The following is a 22,876-nucleotide window of genomic DNA, read 5'->3' as shown; positions in this document are numbered from 1 at the left end:
TTACTTTATGTGTTTATTTTACCAGTATGCCGCAGGATTTACAGCATTTGTTTTTCCTGCATTCCATGGACCCTTGTGAAGCTCGAAGTGAAGATGCTGGCCAAACGAATGTCCAGTGTTCCCCATGTTTCCTAGGAACTGACCTTTTGATACAGATCCACCCTGTACAGCACGGCTGCTCATGTGAGCGTAAACCGTTGTCCATTGCTGACCGCCGATCGAGTGAGAAATATAAACAACATTTCCATAAGAAGATGAGTATTCTGATTTAATAACTGTTCCATCAGCTGCTGCATAGATCGGAACCGTTCCAGCTTGCGCGATATCAATCCCTTCATGCATACCGCTGCTTCTGTTACCGAAACCAGATGAGATGCGTCCAGCTGCCGGCTTGATGATCATGCCGTTACCTGAAACAGGTCCCATTGATGGAGCTGAACCTGATGATTCACGAGCCGCTTTTTCTCTAGCGGCTGCACGTGCCTGCTCAGCACGGAACGCGTCTTCCTGTGCCTTTAGAAGGGCACCTTCATTTTCAATCTTGTGTGCTTCTGCATGTAAATGCTCTTCTTCTTTTTGCAGCGAAGACATCAAACGGTCTTTTTCAGCCATTTGCGCTTTTAACTGCTGCTGAAGTTTTTGCAATTCTTGCATCGCACTTTGAAGATTGTTTAGTTTCTTCTCAACAGATGCCATTTTTACTTCAAGAAGTTCTTTATCTTTTTTCTGTTCTTCTAACAGCTGGCGATCTTGCTCTGCAATCATGTTCAATGCGAGAACGCGATCAAGAAAATCACCAAAGTCTTTTGAACCAAGTACAACTTCGAGGTAAGAAACGGCTCCGCCAGATTCATACATCGAGTTAACACGTTCTTTTAAAAGTTTGTCACGCTCGTCGATTCTCTTTTGAACAACGGCGATCTCACCTTTTAATACATTGATCTCTTCTTTTGTTTCCTTAATCTCAGTTTGCTTTGCTTGTACCTTTAAATCTGTTTCAGAAGAAAGCTGATCGATTCGTGCGATTTCTTTTTCAAGCGCTGCTTGGCTGGTTTTGTTCGCATCCAGCTTTGCTTGAGATTCCTTAGCTTTCTTAGCATTTTCTTGTTGTTTTTTCTTGATGCTTGATAAAGATTCCGCGTGAACGACGGATTCAGAGTGATACACGGTAAAGGCGCTCAGTGCTAAGCTTAATGACAGCACTGCTCCAACCACTTTCCTTTTCATTCATTTTCCTCCCCTAACCCCTATTGAGTTTTTCGTTTTTCTTGGAGCTCTTTATTTCTGCGATCTTTAATTAAATTTTTAAGAACTTACGAACAGACGTTAAGCTTCCCCATACGCCGATCACTCCGCCGATCAACAGCATCAATAGTGCTAGCTGAGGGATAAGCGGCGTTACTGGCAACAGCTCAATAAAGACTGTTCCTAATTTTTGATTCACGATATCGAAAATAGCTTGATAGCCGACTGCGATTACGAGAATCGGAAGGAATGCACCTGCTACACCTAGAGCAAATCCTTCAATGAAGAACGGCCAGCGGATAAATCCGTTAGTGGCACCAACAAGTTTCATAATTTCAATCTCGCGGCGTCTAGTCACAATCGTTAATTTTATCGTATTTGAGATCAGGAACATCGCTGTGAATACAAGTCCTAACACGAGTACAATCCCAACGTTTCGGGCAACATCTGTAACTTTAAATAGTTTTTCGACGGTCCCTTTTCCATATTCAACTTTGTTTACAAATTTAAATTTATCAACTTCTTTAGCTACGGCTGCCGTATCTTGCGGCTTTTCCGTATAAATGATAAACGCATCTCTCAATGGGTTTTCATTTTTTAGTGATGAGAAGGCTTCCCCTTCATCTCCAAGACTTTTAATCAATTCATCGAGACCTTTTTCTTTCGACTGGTACTCTACTGTTTTGACTTTATCAAGCTTTTCGAGCTCTTTTTGATATGCTGCATAGTTCTCTTGCTTTTCTGTTCTTTCGATGTAGGCTCTGATCTGTACATCGTCTTCTATCTGGCTCGCAATATAGTTAATGTTCAAAAGAATAGCTAAGAATACACTAACTAAAAGCAAGGTTACCGTCACGGCAGAGATGGAAGCAAAGGACATCCAGCCGTTTCTTCCCATGCTCTTGAATGCTTCAACCAGATGACGTTTTAATGTTCTAATCTTCATAGCCGTAATCCCCCTTCGCCTCATCACGTACAATTCGGCCGCCTTCAATGGCAATTACGCGCTTTGTGATCGTATTTACGATTTCTTTATTATGAGTCGCCATAACAACTGTCGTTCCGCGGGCATTGATCTCCTTAAAGATATCCATGATCTCCCAAGCTGTTTCTGGGTCAAGGTTACCTGTCGGCTCATCCGCTATAACAACTGGCGGGTGATTGACAATTGAACGTGCAATCGATACACGCTGCTGTTCACCACCGGAAAGTTCGTCTGGGAACATACGCGCTTTATTTTTCAGTTTTACAAGATCAAGAACTTCCATAACACGTTCTCTGATCACTTTTGGCGATTCTTCGATAACTTCAAGTGCAAAGGCTACGTTTTCGTATACCGTTAAACGCGGCAATAGTTTAAAGTCCTGAAAAATTACACCCATCTTGCGGCGAACTTTCGGTATTTGTCTTTCTTTTACTTTAGCAAGGTTCGTGCCGTTAATAATAATAGAACCCTGTGTTGGCTTTTCTTCTCGATACATACATTTTATAAATGTAGATTTCCCAGCACCACTCGGTCCGACTACATATACAAATTCACCTTTATCTATGTAGACGTCAATACCATTCAGTGCCATAACACCGTTCGGATATGTTTTCCATACATCAACCATTTCTATCAAACTAAATCACTTCCTTACTACCCCAAAAAAATATTTCCCTATCCATCAACTATATATAGAGTCTTTCGACAAAAGCGCGATTAATGTCAGTTTTTTTCCGCAATAACTATTATAACATCTCGAACTGACAATTTTATTACAGTTGTGTTTCATCTTCCCTCAAACAAGGGACAATGGTCATGATTTCTAGATTCTGTAGTATCAAAAATACGACACGATTCGCTGTAATCCTTCATAATCACTAAAAACCTGCAGATAAACTTTTCGACACTCCTAGTAAAAAGTCGTCCATTGAAAGAACATTTAGTGCTTTTTGTCCTGGTGCACGTTGTCTTTTATCGGCTGTGACAGGGTGATTTGTAGTAAAAAAGAAAGATATGTGATAAAAGTCCCAATGAATTAGAAAATCCAGCCGACGAGTCCGGCTGGATTTGGTTAACCCCGCTTGAATCCTTCTCCAAGTACCTCGTTCGCGTTAACTACGATAACAAAGGCGGATGGATCCACGCTTTTTACATATTGTTTTAATTTCGTAACCTCATATTGTGCAACAACCACCATCAGCATCGGACGTTCATCTTGCGTATAACCGCCAAACGCATTAATCTTCGTAACGCCGCGGTAGATGTGGGTGAGTATCCCTTGGCGCAGCTCATCTTCCTGATCAGAAATGATAAGCGCCATTTTCGTCGTACCCAGTCCGATCTGCACCACATCAATGGTTTTTGCTGTAATGAACATCGCAATCAGTGCGTACAATGCTTGCTCGATTCCGAAGAAAAGAGCTGATGCTGTAACAATCGTCCCATCTATGAGGAGGATGATCGTACCGAGCGATGCGCCCGTATATTTGTGGACAATCTGTGCGAGCAAGTCCACGCCGCCTGTAGAAGCTTTTCCTCGAAATACGATTCCAAGTCCCGCTCCAATTCCAAGTCCGCCGAAAATCGCTCCTAGCAATGGATCTTCTGTCGCTGCGCCCCACTCTTCAAAAATAAAGACGAAGAACGGAAGCACGATCGTACCAACAAGTGTTTTTGCCCCAAACCGTCTGCCGAGGAAAAAGAGTCCCGCAAAGAAAAGCGGTATGTTTAAACTCCACTGCACAATAGAAGGTTTCCATTGAAAGAGCCCGTATAGGATCGTCGATATTCCGCTCACGCCTCCAGAAGCAATCTGGTTTGGCAGCAGAAACACCGAGAAAGCCAGTGCCACTAGTCCTGATCCAATGACTACATATACATATTCTAAAAAAAGTTCAACTTTTGGATGTAAGATCCCTCGTCGTTTTCTCATTGCCATCATCATCGCTGTTCGTTAACCTCAAACTTTCATTTTGTTTAAGCTAAAGCCGAAAAAAGTATACCAATCACAGTATGCCCTTGTAAATGCGACCTTAGTGCCGCGGTGATGGGGTGAAGTGGGAGGGAGGCTGATGTTTTGGATGGGGTTCGAACTTGGTGGGGCCGGTGCGTTCGGTGGTTGTTCCGGGAGTTTGACGAACCGGGCGCAGCTAGTTCAATCAATATTGTGAGTTCTAGCTGATTGGGGGTGTCGCAATTTGTTGGGGTGCGTCGAAAATCGTATAAAAAATTTTATGTGGGTAATTATCGGTTTTATACGCGGGTATAAATCCATTTACCTCGTAATTAAAGTGGATTACCTCTTATTTATCATCTTTTCCAAACATTTTTAACGATTTTGGTTTTTGCTTGTCTCTTCCAAAGTCGTCAAAATGGATAAAAAATTAGTTGAGGTGAGTTTATTTGATAAAAAAATATCGCTCCCGGCCAATAATCATTCATAAATTACAATCACTATTAAAGCGAACATCTTTATCAGAGCTTAAAAGAGAGGAAATTAAGGACGCTCTCAGAAAATATGTATCGGGTTATCGCGGCGAACAATCGCTGGACTATTTTTATCGATATTTACCACAAAACAACCTAAATTATCTTCACGGAATCAGAATCTTGCACCAAGATTACTTTTTTCAAATGGACACACTTATTATTACATCGAACTTCCTTCTTATTATTGAGAGTAAGAATATTGCGGGACACTTATATTTTGAGAGTCCCTATGATCCAATGATTCGTACGCTCAATAATCAACGTGAAGCGTTTGACAACCCGGTTGAACAAGTAAAACGACAGTCCTATCACTTAATGTCAATTTTAAATAATCTCAAATCTCCCAAAATACCTATCGAATCCCTCGTAGTTATGACCAATCCTACAACGATTACAGAATTCTCACCTCTTTATAAAGAAGCTCGCTCGAAAGTAATCAAAAGCTCAGGTCTAGTATCTAAATTTGAAGAATTAAGCAACAAGCACCAAAAAGCAATACTGCAACCAAATAACATTAAAAAAATTATTAAGTATCTTACTAAACACCACACACCTGAAGATCCAGATGTATGCAGCAAGTTTCAAATCCCCCACGAAAATTTACTCAGAGGTGTATTTTGTCCAAGATGTGAAATGGTAGTGTTGCAAAGAGTAAAAAGAACGTGGCACTGCTTCATATGTAAAAGAAACTATAACAAAGCTCATGAGGCTGCATTAACTGACTATGCTCTTCTTATCTCAACAACTATATCTAATAAGTCTTGTAAAAAATTCTTGAACCTTTCCACGAATGATCAAACGTACCATTTGCTGCGTACGTTAAACCTCCCTTTCACTGGCAGCCGAAAAGCTCGCATCTACCATTTAGACGGACTCGTCAAAAAAACAACCTCCAAAGAAGACTTGCTCCTTTAAAGGTTGTTCACTTGCTTGGCTTCACACTATTGCTAGATGCCTAGTTCGACTAAGATCGTTTCTAATGTCTTTCCATTGTATTTCTTTTTGGGCTGTGGTGCATCATCCACATGTTGATTTTGGAGCAAATAGTTCTTCTGAACATATTTCATATCTTTGCCATCTACCTTTCCATCAAAGTTAATATCCGCATCGCGCTTCGCTGTTCCCCATGCGTTTTGAATTTCGATTGCATCAAAAATGTCAATTACGTTATCTTGGTTCACATCTCCCGCTTTTACATCGAGTGCCGTAATAAAACGGGTTTGGCCGTATAACTCACCTTTGTGTTCAAATCCGACAAAGATTTCATTTTTTGTGTAAAAGTGTCCGGGCACTTTCATTTCGACCGTGAACGCTTCTTTTTGCAGTGGCAGTTTGTCGTATTTGTATTGTCCATTGTCTGCGATGCGCGCTGATGGATCATGTGCGTTTCCTTGTGCATCAATGATTTGTACAGAGCCACCAACTTTGGTCCAATCTCGTTTTTCTGTAACGGTTTCGGCGTCATTCTTGAATCCTTGTGGCGTAATGTAACCATTAGCTGTAGAGAATTGTGGCTTCACTTTCCAAAAGAATGGTGCTTGAAGAACTGTTGTTGTGATTGCATGAGCATCCGTAACTTTTACAACCGGCTGTACACCTGCTCGAGTCGTGTAGATCGTATCGCTTACTTTTAGTGTTACTTCCACAAGGTCAGCATGATCTAAATCGCCGCTTCCTTCATTAAATTGAACTGTTATGATGTCTTCTTTTACATCTATAGAGCCTTTATTTTTATAGGAGTCACTCAGTTTAGCGTCGACAAGTGACATCCCTCCATTACTGATATTCTTTACGTTCCATTCTGCTTTTGTAATATTCGTTACATTGTCTAATGAAAGAAGAGCTTTCACCGTATCTCCTGATTTCAGAACGGCTTCATTACTCTTCGTATAAGAAACGGCTGTACCTTCTTTAACGAAATAATAGTTCTTTTGCTGGGCTTGATTTCCAGCCTGATCAAATCCGTCCATACGGAAGTTGAGTGCCTGAACTTTTTCATTCATCGCGATCTCTTCAACAAATTTCCCTTCTTTGTCCATTTTTATAGCAGTGGACGGAAATGGAGAGTTCCAGTAGTAGATCATGGCGTTTGAAGATTGATCGACGTTTAATCCCGCTTCCTTCATTTGATCTACAAGAGGATCCGTAATCTGAATATCAAATGGATAGGTTGCTTGACCTGGTTTGTATTCTATAAACGGTGATTCTCCATCAAGGGAACTTTTAAATGTCGGTGCATCAATATCGATGAACACATGTCGGTAGTCGATGATCTCTTTGCCTGTAGCTGTAGTGGAGATCAGCTTAAGTTTATAGTGACCCGTTGGTGCGAATGAGAATTTAGAATCGATCGGATCGGATTTCTCACCCGTAAATTTGTAATACATTCCGCTAAACGCGTTTAATACGTAATACGATTGGTTTTCGTTGCGTCCACTCAAATTCAGTGTCCCGATATATCCTAGATCTTTGCCTGTCGTTCCGTCTTGGAGAACCACTTCCATTTTTTCCATTGGCGCTTTAAAGTTAAATTCCATGCCTGTGTACACTGCGCGATACCCAAAGAATCCCGCTTGGTTCAAATAATTTGGTGCAATAGCAGGTGTTGAAAGCTCTACCTTGTTATAGCCCTCTTCTGTTATACGAACACTGAATGGAATTCGGTACTGCTCAGCTGACTTTGCCTTGTTTGTCAGTGTGATATACCCTTCATAAATGCCCTCTTTGGCCTTTTTCGGAATGTCGATCCCTGCTGACACCTTTTTAAAATCATCACCTTCAATTTTAATTTCCTCTGGCATGTTGATTACAATGCCATTTTCCTTCAGACTTGGTGATCCTTTTGTTTCTTTCACTACCACGTTGAACGTCTTCTTTACGTTGTCATAATTGTTAATTGTAATGGTCTTCTTCAGAGACAAATTCTTACCTGCATAGTGACTGCCGTATGCTATGCCGCCTGTACGTTCTTTAATTTTCACAAGATTGGTAGAGCTAGGAATCAGCGTCTCATCATTCACTTGGAAGCTTGTTCCGCTGTACACGGCCTGATACGGATCTACACGTCCTGCTCCTACTTCAAATACGGAATAATCCCCATTAAGCGGATCAGCTGTATTCATTAAAATGGTTTTTACATCCTCTGGTTCTAAATTAGGGTTCTCACCAAGCAGTAGGGCTGCGATACCTGCTGTATGAGGAGCGGCCATCGATGTTCCAGAATATCTAGAATACGCGTAATCATAGTTTTCTTGGTTCTGCGGATTCACCATATAAGACGGTACGGTGGAAAGAACCGCAACTCCAGGCGCTGTTACTTCTGGCTTCATATCATAAGACTGTCTTGCAGGTCCTCTTGAACTGAAAGCTGCTAAGCGATTTCCTTCTGATTTCTTTTCAGCATAATCACCAAAAGTAAACCTTGATTGGCCAGAACTTATTTGCAACTTAATCTTTTCACCAGCTGCTTTGGTTAATGAGAATGAAGGGATAAATCCAGTGGATTCACCTAAATTCGCATCGAGCACACCATCCACATTGTTATATAGCAAAACAGCAGCTGCTCCCTTTTGTTTGGCTATGTTTATTTTTTCATTGAACGTTGTTTCGCCGCGGACAATGAGCACGACCTTACCAGTTACATCCTTACCTGTATAATCTGCTGCTTTCCCTAGGCCGACATCAACAAGGTCGTACGACTTACCCGAAAGATCGTTCAGTCGATCAGCGTAATGACGAGCAATCCCTGTGAGTTGAAGTCCTCTCTCACTTCCAACCGATCCTGTAAAAGAAGCTACCGTCATCGGTACATCACTCGCTCCAACCGTAAGGGCTAACGCAGCAGCACCCGGAGATCCAAGCGTATAGGCGTTCGGTCCTGTATTTCCTGCAGAGACGACAGCCGTTACGTCATTTAACACGGCATAGTTGATGGCTGTACTCGTTGGATAATAAGGGTCATTTATGCCGGCACCTAGCGAGAGATTAATGATGTCCATGCCATCTTGAACAGCTTTTTCAATACCCGCAATTACCGCTTCAGAAGAACCTGAACCATATGGACCTAATACACGATAAGCATAGATGTCAGCATCAGGTGCTACACCCTGGATTGATACATCTGGGTTCGTTCCTTGACCAGCGATCGTTCCTGCAACGTGTGTCCCATGTGCGGTGTAATAGGAATTTCCGTTGAACTCTGGCTTTTTAGAATCTTGCCAGTTTTTATAGGTCGTTTCCATCGGATCGCTGTCACCATCGACAAAGTCATATCCGCCTTTATAGACGTCTTTTAGATCGGGATGGTTGTAGTCGATACCGGTATCGATTACCCCAACTTTTACTCCCTCACCCGTAATGCCTTCATTATGTAGCTGATCAATCTTCAAGTAAGGAATGCTCTCAACAGATGTTCCCGCACTGTTAGGGTTTAGTGCCTTTTCTTCTCCCATTGCAATGGGATCAACTATAAACGTCACATCTTTATAAACGGCCTTAACCGCCTCAGATTGCAAAAGAGATTCTACCTGATTCGCAGGCAGCTTCATCGCGACTCCGTTATATACCGTTTTGTAAGTTGACGTTATTTTATGACTGGATTTTTTGCTCATAGGTGCAACTGATGGAATCAGGGTTTTTAAATCATTCTTGAATTGAGTATGCTCTTGATCAACGTTATTGTCTGCTTGCTGGCGAGATAATTTTTTGCCTTTTAGCTGAGCTTCTAACAAAGCGGCTTGTCCAGGTTTTGATTGGAACTGTACGATAACAGATATTTCTTTTTCACTGCGTAATTCTTCCATTTTAAAGCCTTGAAGACCGTGAACATCTGTTAGTTCAAGTTGCTTTAAAGCTTCTCTTTGTTTGGCAGTTAGAGTTGATAAGATGTCCTCTGCCTTAAACGTTGCAGCTGTTGTTTTAGGTGTGAGTAGTGAAGCATTCGGTGAAAACAGCAATCCTGCTGCTAATGTAAGAGCGGTAGATTTCTTAAAAAAAGAGTTCTTTTTCATCGTTTCCCTGCTTTCTTATTTTTTTTAGAAAAACAAATATACAGGTAGCCTCCTCTCTGCTTTTTAAAAATTCTGTTTATTCAAAAATTATTGTAAAGCCAATACCACCGCACCGCTATCGGGGTTTTATCCATGACTCAAAACCTATAGCAACAAGTAACTTAAGAGAAATCAACGTGAAATGAGAGAAATAAATAGGGAGATAGACATAAAAAACGTAAAACTGAATTGGGGTTTTCTTTAGTAGAATAGAAATATTAGAGATTTTGCTTTTTTAAGTAGGATGGGGGGGCAAACAGTCATGCTTGAGGGGAAAATTATAAAGTTTTATCGTGAACGAAAAAACATGACACAAAAGGAACTTGGAGACGGCATTTGTTCGGGTACACATGTAAGCAAAATTGAACGCGGTCTAACAGAAGTCTCGCATGACACGATTCAATTTTTAGCTGATCGACTCGAGATTCATATTCAAGATGAAATAAAGATGTATGTCCATGTAGAGCTTCTCTTGAATAAATGGGAAGAAGCGATCATCAGGAAGCTGAATGAAAAAGCCGAAAAGATCAAGAAACAACTTGAGTGTATTGCTTTATTGCATATTCCTGATTTTTACCGGACACACACTCTATTATTAACACGGTATTACCTAATGACTGATCTAAAGACGAAAGCAGACAAGCTCATCGAAGAAATGGAAAAGTGGGTAGATCTTACACCTCGAGAACGTAACATGCTTCTTCATATTAAAGGGATATACGGGCTCCAGATGAAACACAATTACTATGAAGCGATTGATTTATTAAAACAGGTGAACCCTGCACATTATAACAACCAAGAATATTACTACCATATGGCGGTTGCCTATCATTCTACAAGTGCTCGTGTTTTAGCATATTATTACGCAAGCAAAGCTCTTGCCTATTTTGAAAGAGTGCATTGTTACGCACGCGTAGTGGAAACCGAAATGTTGATGCTTATTCAGATTGAGCAAGATGCCACAAGCGGTCCTCAAATCGATAAGTATGAAGAGCTTATTGAAATGTGTGAGAACTTTGGCTTTGATAAACAAAAGGCCCTTCTTCTTCATAACTTTGGCTATCATTGTATCCTGCATGAAAAATACGAAGAAGCCTGTCAGTATTACCAGGAGTCTATGAAACTAAAAGATCCTCTCACTCCAAACTATCTAGGCTCTTTAGAAGGTTACATAAATGCTTCATTTCTCCTTGGAAAAGAATCTGTAAAAAAACTGATCGCTCTTGCAAAAAAAGGGTTAAAAACTGCCAATGAAACAGGCTCTACCGTTTTTGTTCATTTCTTTCAATTACATATCTACCGATTAAAAAAGCAAGAAGACTTGTATTTTCATTACCTTGAAACAGAACTCTATCCATTTCTAAATAAACTAGGTTATGTGTTGCCTTCCGTTCATTATGAGATCAAGCTGTTTGACTTTCATATGAAAAATGGAATGATTGAAAAAGCAAACCAATATGCAAAGAATATCGCGGATAAAAATAGACGTAAAAATCAGTTTGTATAAGACCACATTTTAAAAAACAGCTGGCTCTGTTTTAATAGAGCCAGCTTGCTCACAGGCGTTAACTTAACGCAAACGATACGCCTTCATGATTTCCTGCTCAATCTTATTTTCTGCATCATCCCATGCACTTGCACGCAGGGATACAGAACCGCCTGGTTTAAACGGATGTTTAATCTTCGCAATCCATTGACTTCCTTCGCGTTCCAATTCTACCTTTTTCCATGTCGTTCCTTCGTCAAACGAAACGTCAAGCGCTGCACCTTCAATATTTCCTGCACCTAATGCCCCAGGGATATGGGAAGGAGTTAGTACAAGGTCAGATGTGCTTCCTGCTGCCACTTCACCAGCTAGGTTCGTTTTTACATCATAGTCGATCTCCATCAATGGTACCGTTGTACGAAAACCATACGACTCTTTCCAATCGGACCAGAACGTCCACTCCGTATGCGTATTGGTTGATGTGGACCAACGCTCTTCATTTCGGAAAGAATCGGCTACTAATCGATATTGGGTTCGGTCAAATGTGTAATTTTTATTGGTATGAAGACCAGTACCTAATTTTTGATCGAGTAGCTTTGATCCTTGATATAGCTTCATCGTTGTTGTGTGAAGTAATCTTGATTGATCGAGAAAACCTGTATGCGAATCCTCTGAATCCCCCCACGCTGGAACATTGAAATAAAAGAGTTTATTTTCTCGGTATGGATAGAAATGGCTTTTTCCGAAGCCTGGGCGTACTACCGGTGCGAAGTAGCTATGTTCAAGACGGTCGCCTGCCTTATATTTCGTTGGCTCGTGTCTCACTTCCCATGCATCATCGGAAGTAACTATTTTTTGGTACCATTCGCTGTCTTCTGGCGTCACCCATTCTTCTCTTTCAATCGGGAATGCCATTGGCTCCCATCTCAGTCTGCGATCCAATCCATTCTGTAGTTCAAATCGCCATTCATCACCTGTTGCATATCGATCAGAATGATATTTTGTGTCAATCTTCGCCAATTCATCTGTAGTAGGAGCGTATACTAATTCCTTGCTTGATATAGAATTCTTGTAAACTTTGTTTAAATCGTACAAATAAGGAGCAAATCCCGAACCTTGAACAGGTAGATTAAAATTTCCAGATTGTACGGCATCAATCAGCTCTTTTCCATCCGTGCTGTTTAATGATGTTACAGCTAAAGGAATCGGATCATAGCTTATATTAGCATTTAAGTATGATTCAACTAGCTCTGTTTCTTTATCATTCACGACGAGCAGAAGCTTCGCACCCGCTTGAATTGCAGCTTGTCCTCTATCATAGGAATCCACTTCATCACTGCGTTCGATGATAACGGCCTTTCCTTTTGCATCGATTTTCTCATAATCAGCAGGTGAACCTTTACCTGCATAAACCGTTTTTAAACTGAAATTCCCTTTAAGTGGTGTAGAGCCATGCTGCATAAGATCATCCAGAATTTTTCCTTTAAAGTTGATTTCTAAAACGGGTTTAACCAAACGCTGACGAGTGGCAAATCTAAATTCCCCTTTTTCTGGTTGTTCAAAAGGCTGAACATACATTTTGTCAGCTGTTGAAGGAAGCAGCCATTGATCACCAATTCCAGCGTTGCCGAATGTTCGAGAGAATTTCATATTTCGATAGATCGGCTCGGTTTTCTTTGGTGCTTCAAATTTCACTTCTTCTGCTTTTCTTGCATCAAGTTCTACCGTTCTATTTTTGTTCAATTCCACTTCTGGATCTCCAACCAATGCAATTCCCATATGATCGGTATTCGCATCTACATTTAACCCTGCAGTTACAGAATAGTTACCAGGTGGCAATCTAAGTTCTGCCGTCCCTTTTACATTTACATATTGGTAACCCCAATCAGGACTGTAAATAAGAGCTCTTGCAAGAATCTCAGAACCATCGCGGTCGTAAGCTTTTAAAGTCAGATTATAGCGCTCTTCTTCTTTTATTAAGCTTAATGTTGTATGAGCTGTATTTCTGCCTTCTTCAGTTGCTGTTACATATCCGTTGTATTGAGCTCCAGCTAGTCCAAGCTTAACGTCTGCTGAAACCTTAACAGATGCTTGTCCCTTAGCTGGTACCGTAATTTTATTAGCTGAAAGTTTTAACAGCCCTGCTGGAGCAGGATTACCGCTAGCATCCTTAAAGTTTACACCTAGATCCAATGTCACCGCTTCGTCACGATCATTGTGATACGTGATTGTCTTTTCTATTGCTTCTGTCTCATCATGCGGCCAGTCAAAGAATCCAAAATGGATAGATCCTGTTGCATATACACCATTCAGAGCAGCTGGTACATCTAGACGTCCTGAACCCACTTCTGACGGTTTGTAGTTTTGAAGTTGTTTTGTTGTACTTACTAAAGCATCTTTGATCTGTTTGCCTGTCCACGTTGGATATTTTTGTTTTAGGATAGCCGCAGCCCCTGCAACATGTGGCGTAGCCATCGATGTTCCGTCTTTTGACGTATACATGCCGGTACCTTTTGCGAATTGAGAGCGTGCGGCAACAATTCCAACACCAGGTGCTGCCATGTCAGGTTTGATGGCTTTATCTCCTAAACGTGGCCCTCTTGAAGAAAAGCTTGCTAACTGATCTGTTTTTGATACAGCACCTACCGTTAGAGCTTGATCTGCTGCTCCAGGGTAACCAATCGTGCTTTGCCCGCCACGGTTACCTGCCGCAACCACAAAAAGCGTACCCGTCTCTTCACTTAATTCATTTAAAGCTTGAGATACAGGGTCTTTCCCGTCACTAGCGTCTGGAGATCCTAAACTCATCGTTACAACGTCCGCATGTGTTGCAGCCCACTCCATTCCGTCAATGATCCAGGAATTCAGACCGCTTCCGTTATTCGCCAAAACCTTACCGACGATAAGATCAGCTCCAGGAGCAACACCTTTCATCTTCCCTGCTGAAGCGGCTCCTGTTCCAAGCACTGTTGAAGCAACATGCGTTCCATGGGAATTATAATCATCGATAGTCTCACCTGGCACAAAGTTCTTTATATCTTTGATCTGGCCTGCTACGTCAGGATGACCACTGTCTATTCCGCTATCCAGTACAGCAACGGTTGTACCTGTACCATCATAGCCTGCTCCCCATGCTATTGGAGCGCCCACTTGAGGAACACTCTGATCAAGAGTTGCTTCCACTTTTCCATCCAGCCAGATCTTTTCAATTCCTTGTTGTAGCTGAGGGAATACCTTTTGTTCCTTCGTTCCTAAATCAGCTGAGATGGACTTCCAAAACTGCTTCGCTTTCCCTTTTTCAGCAGATACAGCTGCCCCGTCAATGCTCTCTAACGTTCGCGTACGCTTGGACCCTGCAATATCTTTTGGCTGAACAGCTAACGTTCGAGCTGTTTTTTCTGATTTATACTCCACGATCAAAGGAAGACTAGAAACCTCTGAATCGGTGTAGCCGTTCTTAATTAACTTTGTAATGTTGAACAGATCATCATCTAACTGACCTTCTGCGATATACGTCATGGCTGTTTCAGGAAAGACATATGTTTCTCCGTCCACTGTAAGGATTCGTGTCTGATCTTCTACACCATCAGCTGGGGTAACTTCAATCGTACTTTTTCCATCTCCAAGATCCGTTACTTTCACAACATCACCTGTAATGAGGGTGATTGTATATTCACCGTTAGCAGCAGGAACATCTTTTACAGTAGGTATGATTGTTTGCTCAACATCAGTTTCTATGGCACTCCCTGCAGCTTGTTTGATGAAAGTCTCCGCTTTTGTCCCTAAAGTCGGGGAAACTAACAAGGTTGTAGAAAGTGCAATAGCAGCTAAACGTGAGATTCTCGGTTTTCTTTCCATCTTTCTCCTCCTCTTTTACACTAGCAATCTATTTAGGCATTCCTTAGCGTATATCTGGAATATTATCCATCCAAGTTCACCTCCGTCTTTGAAATAAAGAGTTACTAAAATTATTGCATTGAGTTGCTCACCACTCAATTGGGATAATTACGCTCCAGTTTCCACTTCACACTAGTCAAAAAGTACTGCTAAAAGACCTAGTCCCCGCATTTAGCCTTCTAAAAATTCCCCCAAATTTTTTAGCGCAAAAGAACCCCTGTGTAAGTACACAGGGGTTCTTCCGATTTGTTTTTATGAAGGACGTTTCATCTGTACGACCTTATCTTCTTCTACTGCCAACTGTTCTTTTACAAGTTTCTTTTTATAGACAACGCGTGACAGCATAATGCTTATTTCATAGAGAACAAGAAGCGGAATGACTACAAGAAAATCCGAAACGAGATCTGGCGGTGTGATTAAGACTGCAACGACAACAAGTCCAAAATACGAGACTTTTCTCGCTTTTGTCAGTAAGTGGGGGTTTATAATCCCAAGTGACGTCAGGAACATCACCACGAGTGGAATCTCAAACAGAAAACCGAATGGCAATGTCAGGTTCATCAAGAACTTGAAGTATTTTTCCGATGTGAAAAAGGTTTGAAAATGACCTTCTGATAGACTCATTAGAAAATTTAAGACCATTGGATACACGATAAAATAACCGAACGATAAACCTAACAAAAACAAGAAAAAAAGTGCCGGAATATAAGACAAAGTAACCTTTTGCTCACTTTTGCTAAGCGCTGGCTTAATGAACATCCACGTTTGGTGAGCGGCGACGGGGATCGTGAACGCGATAGCAATCACGCCTGAAATCATAAAATACACCCATAGAATCTCACTTGGCCCTAGAATGGCCAGCTGTTGATCGAGATCACGGATCAGCCAGTCATAGATGGGCTGTACGTAAAAAAATGATACCGAAAGCACAGTTATGAATACAGCGAGCGTGATCATGATACGTTTTCTGAGCTCCCCGAGGTGTTCTACAAAATACATCTCTTCAGCTTTCATTCAAATGGCCTCCTTTCTTTTCATTACGCGGGGCTGAATTTGGGAGTTGTGGCTTCCAATCCAGAAATTTTGATGCTTAATCCACGAGTTTTGGCTCCCAATCCAGAAGTTTTGATGCTTAATCCACGAGTTTCGGCTCCCCGTCCAGAAGTTCTGGCTATCAAACCGACATGGTTAACAAGAAAAGACGCGGACTTGAAACAGCGCCCGCATCTTTTCTCACAACTCTCTTTATTTAGACTGCGGCTTTTCTTCTTTTTCATCAGAAGACATAAGATCTTTTGCTGAATTCTTGAACTCGCGAAGCGTGCTTCCGAATGCTCGTCCGATCTCCGGCAGCTTGGATGGCCCGAAGATAATAAGGGCAATGATTAGGATTAAGATCAATCCTGGTACTCCGATGTTAGTGAAACCCATGTAGATCGCCTCCTTGAAATTTGTTATTAAAACTTAAATCCAGTGATCGCTACAACAGATGGACGCGGCATGTTGCCTCCGCGAACTTGCGGCCATGTGCTTGTAGGATTTGCCTTATCTTTTGTTTCTTCACCTGGGTGCTGAATGCTCAAGAACAGTGATTTTTCGTTTGGTGTGAAAGATGGTCCTGTCAACTCAGCTTCTTTTGGTGCTGATGCGAACTGGAACGCTACACCTTTATCTGGTCCAACCGTTGGAATCATGAACATTCCGTTGTTCTTAAAGCTTGTCCACGCATCAGAATTCAGCTTGCTTGATGAAATATCGGTTACCGTCCAAAGGTTTGCATTTGAATCAAACGTTAAGTTGTCTGGAGCGCTGAATCCACTTTGACGTCCACCTGCTGCAAAGATTTCAAAGTCAAAGCTCTCAGCACCATGATCTCCGTCTTTTTCAAAAAAGCGAGTGATGTGTCCGTGAATGTTGCCATGCTTATCATTGTTCGTGTGTGCGATAAACACCGTTCCATCAAGTGGAGAAATCTCAACATCTTCAGGACGGTCAGTTGGTGTTGCACCTAAAAGGATGGCTGCATCGTGCGCGTTTACGACGACATCACCTTGTGTTTTAAACTTTTCTAAAAGTGCTGTGTTGCCTGCTGCTTTTTCACGAACTGCTTCAATTGTTAATGCTACCCATTTTCCTTTTGCAAGGTCAGCTGCATAAAGCTTTCCTTCTTCTAAAAGCTTGCTGTTGTCTTTCCCTTTTGCTTCAACATATTTACCATTACTTACAAACTTGTACACGCAAGCATCTTTTTTGTCGTCTCCCATATAGACAACAACACGTCCGTCTTTAGAGATTCCAACACTTGCATTCTCATGGTTGAAACGACCAAGTGCCGTATGCTTTCTTACCTTAAAGTTCGGATCGAAAGGATCTACTTCTACTACCCATCCATAATGGGTTTGATCAAGACCTGCAGCTTTCGAAGTATCTTCAAAATTCTCTTCACAAGATAAAACCGTGTTCCACGGCGTACGTCCGCCAGAACAGTTGGCAAAAGTTCCTTGTGCCGTTGTTGCTCCAGATACAGCCGCCGTTCCTTTTGCAGGTCCTGTCAGCATGAAAGGAGTTAAACCTGTTACACGTCGAGCGTACTCCGAATTTGTTTCCATCTTCCACTTACCGTTTTTTACTTTCACTTCGATAATGGATCCACCTTGGTTGTAAAGCATCTTTTCAATTTGTGCAGGAGTATACTTGCCGTTTACTTTTTCTCCTTCGACATATAAAGGGTTCGTGTATTCGTGGTTTACCCAAAGCAAGCCATGTTCACTAGATTCGTCGATTGGAAAGTACATCGTAAAGTCATTATTGAATCCAAATGTATCGCCTTTTTTGTTGATTACATCACCATAAGAGGCAATAACTTCATATTGATAACCTTTTGGAAGAACAAGATCGTCTTTGTCGGTTGGTGCGATCGGGTGAAACTTGAATCCTTTTTTACGGGGCTTCATGCGCATTAAGCTGTCAGATTGTGCATTAGCCGTTTCCGTTAAAGCACCTAATCCTGTTGTTGCCGCAGCAAGAGCCGTTGCGCCTGTTCCCAAATATGTTAAAAAGGTTCTTCTATCCAATGGTTTCTTTTCCACTCCGTTTTCCCCCTAGACACAAAAATATTTGTTGTTGCATCTATAAGAATACTGTCGAACTGTTAAGCCACTATGTAGGTTATTTAAACAAATGTTTAAGAGTTTTTTGATTTTTTATAAATTTCATTTTCATGCGGACGTAAAAAGGAAATACTTGGCGATAGCATTCTTAAGATTCTCCACTTGAAAAACTCCTTCATCTAACCTTTTACTACATGAAGATTTCTTATATAAAAAATATAAGTTGGGAAAATAGGGTAATTTCCTTTATACTAATAGATAGAACTTATCCTTGTTTTTCCCAATTTACATTTCATTACCAATAGGTATAATTAACTAGAGAGCTTTATTAGAGGTGAAGCGATGCAGATTGAAGTGGGGAGTTTCGTCGTTTATAACGGTGAAGAGTATCAAGTGGTTTGGATTTACGGAAATGGCAATGTGGAAATTGTAAAAGACGGACAACATAGAAAGATCGAGCTCGTACAAAAGAGAGATCTTACACACATACGATAAAAAACTTCCGGAAGCAAACGCCCCGGAAGTTTTGTTTTAGATATTGTATATTTGATTTTGTTTGGTTTATTTTTTGTTATTTGAAGCTTACTTGTTATCTGTAAAATTGTTGTACACCTTCAACAAGTTGATTGGAGCGCAAGGTGCGTGCCTACCACATGAGAAGCTTCTCGCAAGGCATGCGACGAGGAAACTCACTACGGTAGCATTTACCTGTAGACGCAGGAGCAAGGATACTTCCTTGTAGTGGGCAGGTGGAGACCCTTAATGGCGCAAAGCGGCAAGGGGCTCACCGGTCGCCCCGCGGAAAGCGAAGCACCTGGAGCGGAGATCAACCTATTTCAAAAACTCCGAAGCATCACCAAACAAAAAAGTTTTTTACAGCTTAGATCTCAAATAAGCATCAATAAACGGCGTGATCTCGCCATCCATCACAGACTGCACATTACCAACCTCAGTATTTGTTCTGTGATCTTTTACAAGGCTATACGGATGGAAAACGTAAGAACGAATCTGGCTCCCCCAACCGATCTCCTTCTGCTCACCGCGAATTTCCGCAAGCTGTGCCTGCTGTTCTTCCAAGCGGCGCTGAACAAGTTTCGCCATCAACATCTTCATCGCACGTTCACGGTTCTTGATCTGCGAACGCTCCGTTTGACACGAAACTATCGTGTTTGTTGGCGTGTGTGTAATACGAACGGCAGAGTCAGTCGTGTTAACGTGCTGTCCACCTGCTCCAGACGCACGATACGTATCCACCTTTAGATCCTCCGTACGGATTTCAATCTCTGTATCGTCTGTGATTTCCGGCATGACTTCACATGAAACGAATGACGTATGACGGCGGCCTGACGAATCAAACGGAGAAATACGAACAAGACGATGAACGCCTTTTTCCGCTTTCAGGTAACCATATGCGTTATGCCCTTTGATGCTGAGCGTAACCGATTTAACACCTGCTTCATCACCTGGCAGGTAATCCAATGTTTCGACTTTGTACCCTTGGCGCTCAGCATAACGTGTATACATACGAAGAAGCATCGACGCCCAGTCTTGAGATTCCGTTCCACCCGCACCTGGGTGAAGTTCGAGAATCGCGTTATTTTTATCATAAGGTTCGTTTAATAAAAGTTGAAGTTCAAAGTCATTCAATTTTGCGATCAGATCTTTCAAATCTTTTACAAGCTCTTTTTGCATATCAGCATCTGCTTCTTCTTTCACGAGCTCATGTGCGACCTCTAAGTCTTCATACGATGAAGATAAGGCTTCAAACTCATTTACTTGTTCTTTTAATCCGTTTGCTTCATTAATAACGACTTGTGCTGCATTTTGGTCATCCCAAAACGTTGGTGCACTCATCTGCTCGTCAAGTTCAGCGATACGCGCTTTCTTTGAATCGAGGTCAAAGAGACCCCCTAAAGTCGTTGATACGTTTTTCAATCACGTTGAGTTCTTGTTTTACTTCTACTAAGTCCATATTCTCTGCACCTCATTTTATATTTCTTCCACTTTTTAAACTATGCGAATTCCTTACAAATTAAACCTGGTTACAAGCGTAAAGAGAGCTTCGCAAAGAAACTCTCTTCAGACACGCAACTTCCATTATTCCTGATCTGCTCCGTGACATTGCTTGTATTTCTTTCCGCTTCCGCATGGACAAGGATCATTGCGTTTAATGTCCTGTGATTTGCGAACCGGTTTCTTTTTTGATGATTCCTGTTTATCACTCGGAACAACGGCCTTCCCTTCAGCCACTTGTTCGCGCTGCATGTTTTGCTCGATCTGCGATTTTAAAATGTAAGTCGTAACTTCCTCTTCGATCGCAGCAACCATCGCTTCGAACATCTCGAAGCCTTCAAACTGGTATTCACGCAACGGATCGTTTTGACCGTACGCACGAAGGTGGATCCCTTGGCGAAGCTGTTCCATCTGGTCGATGTGATCCATCCACTTGCTGTCAACCGAACGAAGAATAACGGCTTTTTCAAACTCAGCGATCTGTTCTGCAGGAAGCTGTGTTTCTTTCTCAGCAAACGCTGCATGCACTTTCGCTTGAATTTTCTCGATAATTTCTTCACGATCTAAACCGTAGAAGTCTTTTTCTGTGAAAACAGGCTCTGTGAACATAACGGCGTTCACGTAATCTGCAATCTCTTTCGTGTTCCACTCTTCTTGCACTTCCGCTTCCGGTGTGTGAACCGTAACGATGCGGTCAATCGTGGAATCGATCATACGAAGAACGATATCACTCAAGTTCTCAGCATCCAATACATCTTGACGCTGCGCGTAAATGATCTCACGCTGCTGACGCATAACATCGTCATATTGTAAGAGCTGTTTACGTGCATCAAAGTTCGATCCTTCAACACGTTTTTGTGCAGATTCAACGGCTTTAGTAACCATTTTTGACTCGATCGGAGTATCTTCATCCATGCCAAGACGCTCCATCATCGTCATCAAGTTATCTGAACCGAATCGGCGCATCAATTCGTCTTCCATTGAGATATAAAAGCGAGATGAACCTGGATCTCCTTGACGGCCCGCACGACCACGCAGCTGGTTATCGATACGGCGTGATTCGTGGCGCTCTGTACCTAGAATGTGCAGTCCGCCAACTTCAATAACACCTTCGCCAAGCTTGATGTCGGTACCACGGCCGGCCATGTTTGTCGCGATCGTAACCATGCCAAGCTGACCTGCGTTTTCAATGATTTCCGCTTCACGTTCATGGTTTTTCGCGTTCAAAACGTTATGCTTAATTTTACGCTTCGTTAAAAGCTGTGAAAGAAGTTCTGACGTCTCAACGGCAACCGTACCCACGAGGATCGGCTGGCCCGTTTTATGGCGCTCTTCAATTTCAGCGGCAATCGCTTTGAACTTGCCTTGCATCGTTTTATAAATCAGATCTGATCTGTCATCACGTGCGATCGGACGGTTCGTCGGAATCACGATAACATCCATGTTGTAGATGTTGCGGAACTCCTCTTCTTCCGTTTTCGCCGTACCCGTCATACCGGATAGTTTGTTGTACATACGGAAGTAGTTCTGAAACGTGATCGTCGCGAGCGTCATGCTCTCACGCTGGATCTCAAGACCTTCCTTCGCTTCAATCGCCTGGTGAAGACCATCGCTGTAGCGTCGGCCAGCCATCAAACGTCCAGTGAACGGGTCAACAATTACAATCTCACCATCTTGTACAACGTAATCCACATCACGATGCATGATGAGATTCGCTTTTAATGCTTGGTTGATATGGTGGTTAAGCGTTACATGCTGGTAGTCATAAAGGTTATCAATCGAGAACATCTGCTCAGCTCGGTTGATTCCATCTTCCGTCAGCTGGACGTTCTTCGTCTTTTCATCGACCGTATAATCTGTTTCTTTATTCAGCTGGCGCACAAACATGTTTGCCATTTGATAAAGCTGGGTAGATTTCTGTGCAGAGCCAGAAATGATAAGCGGTGTACGCGCTTCGTCAATTAAGATCGAGTCCACTTCATCGACGATCGCATAGTTGCGGCGCTGAACCATTTGTTCTTTATAAACCACCATGTTGTCACGGAGATAATCGAAGCCGAACTCGTTATTCGTACCATAAGTGATATCCGCCGCATACGCCTCACGCTTCTCTTCTTTTGAAAGGTCAGATACGTTAAGGCCAACCGTCATCCCAAGAAAGTTAAACAGCGGTCTATTCAGCTCTGCATCACGGCGAGCCAAGTATTCATTGACGGTTACAACGTGAACACCTTTTCCATCGAGTGCGTTGAGGTAAACAGGCAATGTCGCCACAAGCGTCTTACCTTCCCCCGTTTTCATCTCAGCGATATTTCCTTCATGAAGCGCAACCGCACCCATAATCTGTACAGGATAATGGCGTTTTTCTAACACACGAGCTGATGCTTCACGCACAGTCGCAAACGCTTCAGGGAGAAGGTCATCCAGAGATTCTCCTTTTTCAATACGGCTTTTGAACTCAGCTGTTTTACCCGCTAAAGCTTCATCACTTAAAGCCTTATACTCATCAGCTAAAGCCTCTACTTTTTCCGCAATTCTCTCATATCTATTTAACGTCCGGTCATTTGAACTTGGAAAAATCTTTTTCAAAATGCTAATCATC

General features: G+C 42.0%; 14 protein-coding genes. 3 read left to right on the top strand and 11 right to left on the bottom strand.

Annotated features, from left to right (window positions below; all coding sequences use genetic code 11):
* Positions 1-18 precede the first annotated feature (18 nt).
* From AWM68_RS19255 to AWM68_RS19240, 4 genes are all read right to left on the bottom strand, one after another.
* Positions 19-1,227: a murein hydrolase activator EnvC family protein gene (locus AWM68_RS19255; RefSeq protein ID WP_066245454.1), complete on the bottom strand. Its 1,209-nt coding sequence runs from the start codon at positions 1,225-1,227 to the stop codon at positions 19-21.
* A 70-nt stretch (positions 1,228-1,297) separates the two neighbouring features.
* Positions 1,298-2,191, bottom strand: coding sequence for a permease-like cell division protein FtsX (gene ftsX / locus AWM68_RS19250; protein ID WP_066245452.1), 894 nt, complete (start codon positions 2,189-2,191; stop codon positions 1,298-1,300).
* Positions 2,181-2,867, bottom strand: a complete 687-nt coding sequence (gene ftsE, locus AWM68_RS19245; RefSeq protein ID WP_066245449.1) for a cell division ATP-binding protein FtsE — start codon at positions 2,865-2,867, stop codon at positions 2,181-2,183. Before ftsE ends, ftsX begins: the two co-directional genes overlap by 11 nt.
* Positions 2,868-3,302: 435 nt before the next feature.
* On the bottom strand, positions 3,303-4,163 hold the full coding sequence (locus AWM68_RS19240) for a YitT family protein (RefSeq protein ID WP_066245766.1): 861 nt from the start codon (positions 4,161-4,163) through the stop codon (positions 3,303-3,305).
* 470 nt (positions 4,164-4,633) lie between these two features.
* Between AWM68_RS19240 and AWM68_RS19235 the strand changes: the two genes are divergently transcribed.
* Positions 4,634-5,635: a nuclease-related domain-containing protein gene (locus AWM68_RS19235; protein ID WP_066245447.1), complete on the top strand. Its 1,002-nt coding sequence runs from the start codon at positions 4,634-4,636 to the stop codon at positions 5,633-5,635.
* Positions 5,636-5,667: 32 nt separating this feature from the next.
* Here the strand turns inward: AWM68_RS19235 and AWM68_RS19230 are convergent, their stop codons facing one another.
* Positions 5,668-9,729, bottom strand: coding sequence for a S8 family serine peptidase (locus tag AWM68_RS19230; protein ID WP_066245445.1), 4,062 nt, complete (start codon positions 9,727-9,729; stop codon positions 5,668-5,670).
* 301 nt (positions 9,730-10,030) lie between these two features.
* On the opposite strand from AWM68_RS19230, the gene AWM68_RS19225 reads away from it, so the two are divergent.
* Complete coding sequence (locus tag AWM68_RS19225) at positions 10,031-11,275, top strand: helix-turn-helix domain-containing protein (protein WP_066245443.1); 1,245 nt, start codon at positions 10,031-10,033, stop codon at positions 11,273-11,275.
* A 63-nt stretch (positions 11,276-11,338) separates the two neighbouring features.
* Here the strand turns inward: AWM68_RS19225 and AWM68_RS19220 are convergent, their stop codons facing one another.
* The 4 genes from AWM68_RS19220 to AWM68_RS19205 all read right to left on the bottom strand — a co-directional run bounded on the left by AWM68_RS19220 (position 11,339) and on the right by AWM68_RS19205 (position 18,240).
* Positions 11,339-15,112 (bottom strand): S8 family peptidase, encoded by a 3,774-nt coding sequence (locus AWM68_RS19220; RefSeq protein ID WP_231868456.1) that lies wholly within the window; start codon positions 15,110-15,112, stop codon positions 11,339-11,341.
* 291 nt (positions 15,113-15,403) lie between these two features.
* The gene (gene tatC / locus AWM68_RS19215; RefSeq protein ID WP_066245441.1) at positions 15,404-16,165 is read right to left on the bottom strand and encodes a twin-arginine translocase subunit TatC; all 762 of its coding nucleotides are present in this window, start codon (positions 16,163-16,165) and stop codon (positions 15,404-15,406) included.
* 231 nt (positions 16,166-16,396) lie between these two features.
* Positions 16,397-16,582: a twin-arginine translocase TatA/TatE family subunit gene (gene tatA / locus AWM68_RS19210; RefSeq protein ID WP_066245439.1), complete on the bottom strand. Its 186-nt coding sequence runs from the start codon at positions 16,580-16,582 to the stop codon at positions 16,397-16,399.
* 26 nt (positions 16,583-16,608) lie between these two features.
* A complete protein-coding gene (locus AWM68_RS19205; protein ID WP_231868455.1) occupies positions 16,609-18,240 on the bottom strand; it encodes a PhoX family protein in 1,632 nt (543 codons plus the stop codon).
* A gap of 363 nt (positions 18,241-18,603) precedes the next feature.
* On the opposite strand from AWM68_RS19205, the gene AWM68_RS21590 reads away from it, so the two are divergent.
* On the top strand, positions 18,604-18,756 hold the full coding sequence (locus tag AWM68_RS21590) for a hypothetical protein (protein WP_156488464.1): 153 nt from the start codon (positions 18,604-18,606) through the stop codon (positions 18,754-18,756).
* A gap of 378 nt (positions 18,757-19,134) precedes the next feature.
* Here AWM68_RS21590 and prfB read toward each other — a convergent pair.
* Positions 19,135-20,233, bottom strand: a protein-coding gene (gene prfB, locus AWM68_RS19200) for a peptide chain release factor 2 (RefSeq protein ID WP_231868454.1) whose coding sequence is annotated in 2 segments (ribosomal slippage) — positions 19,135-20,169 and positions 20,171-20,233 — 1,098 coding nt in all. Because the reading frame shifts where the segments join, the coding sequence is not laid out codon by codon here.
* 125 nt (positions 20,234-20,358) lie between these two features.
* The gene (gene secA, locus AWM68_RS19195) at positions 20,359-22,875 is read right to left on the bottom strand and encodes a preprotein translocase subunit SecA (protein ID WP_066245759.1); all 2,517 of its coding nucleotides are present in this window, start codon (positions 22,873-22,875) and stop codon (positions 20,359-20,361) included.
* Position 22,876 lies beyond the last annotated feature (1 nt).

Source organism: Fictibacillus phosphorivorans, from assembly GCF_001619875.1.
Taxonomy (GTDB): domain Bacteria; phylum Bacillota; class Bacilli; order Bacillales; family Fictibacillaceae; genus Fictibacillus; species Fictibacillus phosphorivorans_B.
This window is presented reverse-complemented; position numbering and strand designations above follow the sequence as displayed.